The sequence below is a fragment of the Ensifer sp. SSB1 genome (genome assembly GCF_016652895.1).
Classification (GTDB): Bacteria; Pseudomonadota; Alphaproteobacteria; order Rhizobiales; family Rhizobiaceae; genus Ensifer.
In genome coordinates, this window is record NZ_JAEPRP010000059.1 from 36,779 (window position 1) to 39,476 (window position 2,698).

1 protein-coding gene is annotated in these 2,698 nt (G+C 54.5%); it reads right to left on the reverse strand.

The genetic code is table 11. The features are described from left to right. Positions 1–284: 284 nt before the first annotated feature. The gene (locus tag I8N66_RS16470) at positions 285–2,588 is read right to left on the reverse strand and encodes a hypothetical protein (RefSeq protein WP_291155318.1); all 2,304 of its coding nucleotides are present in this window, start codon (positions 2,586–2,588) and stop codon (positions 285–287) included. Positions 2,589–2,698 lie beyond the last annotated feature (110 nt).

A 2,698-nucleotide genomic window follows, 5' to 3' on the forward strand; every position in this document is an offset into this window, starting at 1 on the left:
CGGGTTAAATTTCCGATACTTCCTCATGAAAGCTTTGAAAGAACGCATTCGAACGCATCCCGTCTTGTGCCCTTAACGAGTGTTTCGGTTCCGTTATCAATTTTGGGACGCGCGAAATCGGACGCGGAATCGCGCTGCTGCGAAGAGCCGGATCTCTAACAGCAGTCCCAGATGTCGGACAGAATCCTGATGATGGCGGCCGCCGCTGGAAACTTGGAGGAAACTACGGTGGGCTTGATACTGCGCTCTGCGCGATCGGTACGTTCCCCTACTGATCGGACCGGCTACAAGTTCAGCCCTGCGTCGAAGGCAGGACTTAATACGAAGAGAGCTTCGGCTCCGGCCTTCGTAAGAAGAACCTGCATTAGTTTCATGTCATACGCGACGTCGAAAATGTATCTTACGCCACCCTGCGCAGCTACTCCTAGAAAGCCGTAGTAGATCATGAAACGGATGACATCCTCTGCTCTGTTTTCCTCAATTCCGGCGCCAGCGAATATCAATGAAAGGCGGCTCCGGTTGAACTCCCTACCTTCCCCGATGAAGTGGTAGATCAGATTTGTGTCCTTGCCGAGTATGTCGGTCAGTTCCTGGTCGGCCTCAGTTATCAGATCCAGCGAGTACGCCTTGAGTCCTTTCTCTATATCCGGCTCTTCGATTTTCTGTCGACCCATGCTCACTGCAAAGCCTCGGCAGTGGGCAATCAGCTTGATAAGGTTGCGGGGTCGCATAAGCGATCTATCAATCATGAACTGGGAGGTTTCCTCTCCCCGGAAATGAGAAACACAGATCTCCAGCCAGACCTTCTCGAACGATGTGGTTTCGGGTAGGGAATTTGAGACGAGACGCCGTCTAACTACTTCCCTGAGGAGGTCAGCATCCGTCCAGTCCAAAGTTGCTCGACTCTCCTTGCCATAGTCAGCAGAAGCCTCGACGAGTAATTGGTAGACATCGTTCCTGACAAAGACGATGCTGTAGAAGTTGTGGTCGTCCCTCTGCATCTGATGCTGCACTTTTCGGGCAGCATCGATAAGGCCCCGAAGGATCAAAATGTCGCCATCGGTCAGACCGTGCGACGACCATCCCTTGTCGAGATTGTCGAAAAGGAGCCACACGCTGTCCTTGAATTTAAGATAGGCGGACAGCGCCTCTCGGACCTCGCGGATGTTGTGCTTATATACGAGTTCCGTTACCTGGGCGGCATTCAACCTCTGGCCAGTATCCTGGCTCCCGTAGCTTGCCTTAAACGCATCCACAAGATTTTGCGCGACCCCTACAAGTCTTTCTGAGAAATCGCCCTCGGCCCCCTCGCCGCTGTGATAGACGGACTGAAGCTTGCAATACGGCTCGTAAAGTGCGGCATCACGAAGGTGCCGATCGGTATCCTTCTCAAGGAGTTTGTAGCATATTTCGAGGTAGAAAACGTACTCGAACAGCGCGGTAATCAGGTGGGCCTTTGCTCCTTCCGCTAAGTAATCGAGGACATCCTCCTTGAGGCGGATGAGCTGATAACCTTCGGGCTTGAGGTCGACCACCACGTTGCTGGTATTGGATCTCTTCTGATTGCGAACTTGGGAGAACAGTGCAGTTTTGCCGGCCCCCTTTCGTCCAACCACCAGGTTCACCTCGCCTCGCGACGCGCGCTGGTACTGATCGGTCCTGAGATAATAGCTACCCAAGGTCTGAAATTCGTTCTCAGCCACCGCATCGCCAAGGTGGAGGTCTGCCAGGAACGTACCTTTGGGGAGCGGCAGAGGGTCGTCGGCTTGGAGCTTCGCGGTTACCTCAAGCGCGAATTCTCCAATAATGTCCGCGATATCCTCGGGACGATCGAATGACTTCACGATGTCCCTGACATCCAACGGCGCCGGCCCGGTTCTAGGCTGGAGGATCGCCGTGGGCTTATCCATCCCCAGAGCCAGGCCTGAAACGAACGCCGCGCGGATGTTATGGATCTCCGCGTCGGCGAAGCTCAGTGGGAGAAGCGGAACGACCGCTCCCAATGCAGAGGCCACATCATCGATCGCTTTAGGAGCAGACAGTCGCGGCTCATCGTCTGGGATGTATCCCTTGAAACCCAATCGCGATTTCTTTATCCGACCGACGATGCTTAACATGGCCTGGTTAGATTGCGGAGTCCGAAGAAGGTAGACCGGCGCCTTGAGGTTCAGCAGCCTCCTGACTGGGATTGCCCCGCTCCCCTCATACCCGTTCAGCAGCCTAATCAATCCGTCTGCGTCGGCATAGGCTTCGAACCCCAATGTGTCGAATATACCGATCTTATCGATCGTGGTCGCGTCGCGTTTGATGTTGCTATTGCGGGTCAGGTAGACCCGCTTTCCATGGCCGATCGCATAGCCGATTTCGAAAGTCACGTTGAAGTTCAGCACGCTGATGTCGGCAACTACGAAGTCTGCCGCACGGATATGCTCAAAGATTGGATCGGTCAGCGGCAGACCACAAATTTCGTTCTGTTCCCAGAGGCGTAGCTCAAGACCACGTCGGGACTCGCCCAGGGCCGCATGGGCGGAGCGAATTGCTGTGACGACCTCGCGCTCGGACGAAGGGTATGCGTAAAAGGCTTTCATGGCACATCCGGGCGGGCGCTGCATTCATCGAATCTGACGTGTTTTCGTCGAAGATTAGAAGCATCCGACCCCTGATCCAAGCAGGTAGCGGAAGTTGTACACCAGTATTT

Bases quoted from the DNA above. Each gene is read 5' to 3' on its own strand.
- I8N66_RS16470 (WP_291155318.1), bottom strand. From the start codon at position 2,588: ATGAAAGCCTTTTACGCATACCCTTCGTCCGAGCGCGAGGTCGTCACA.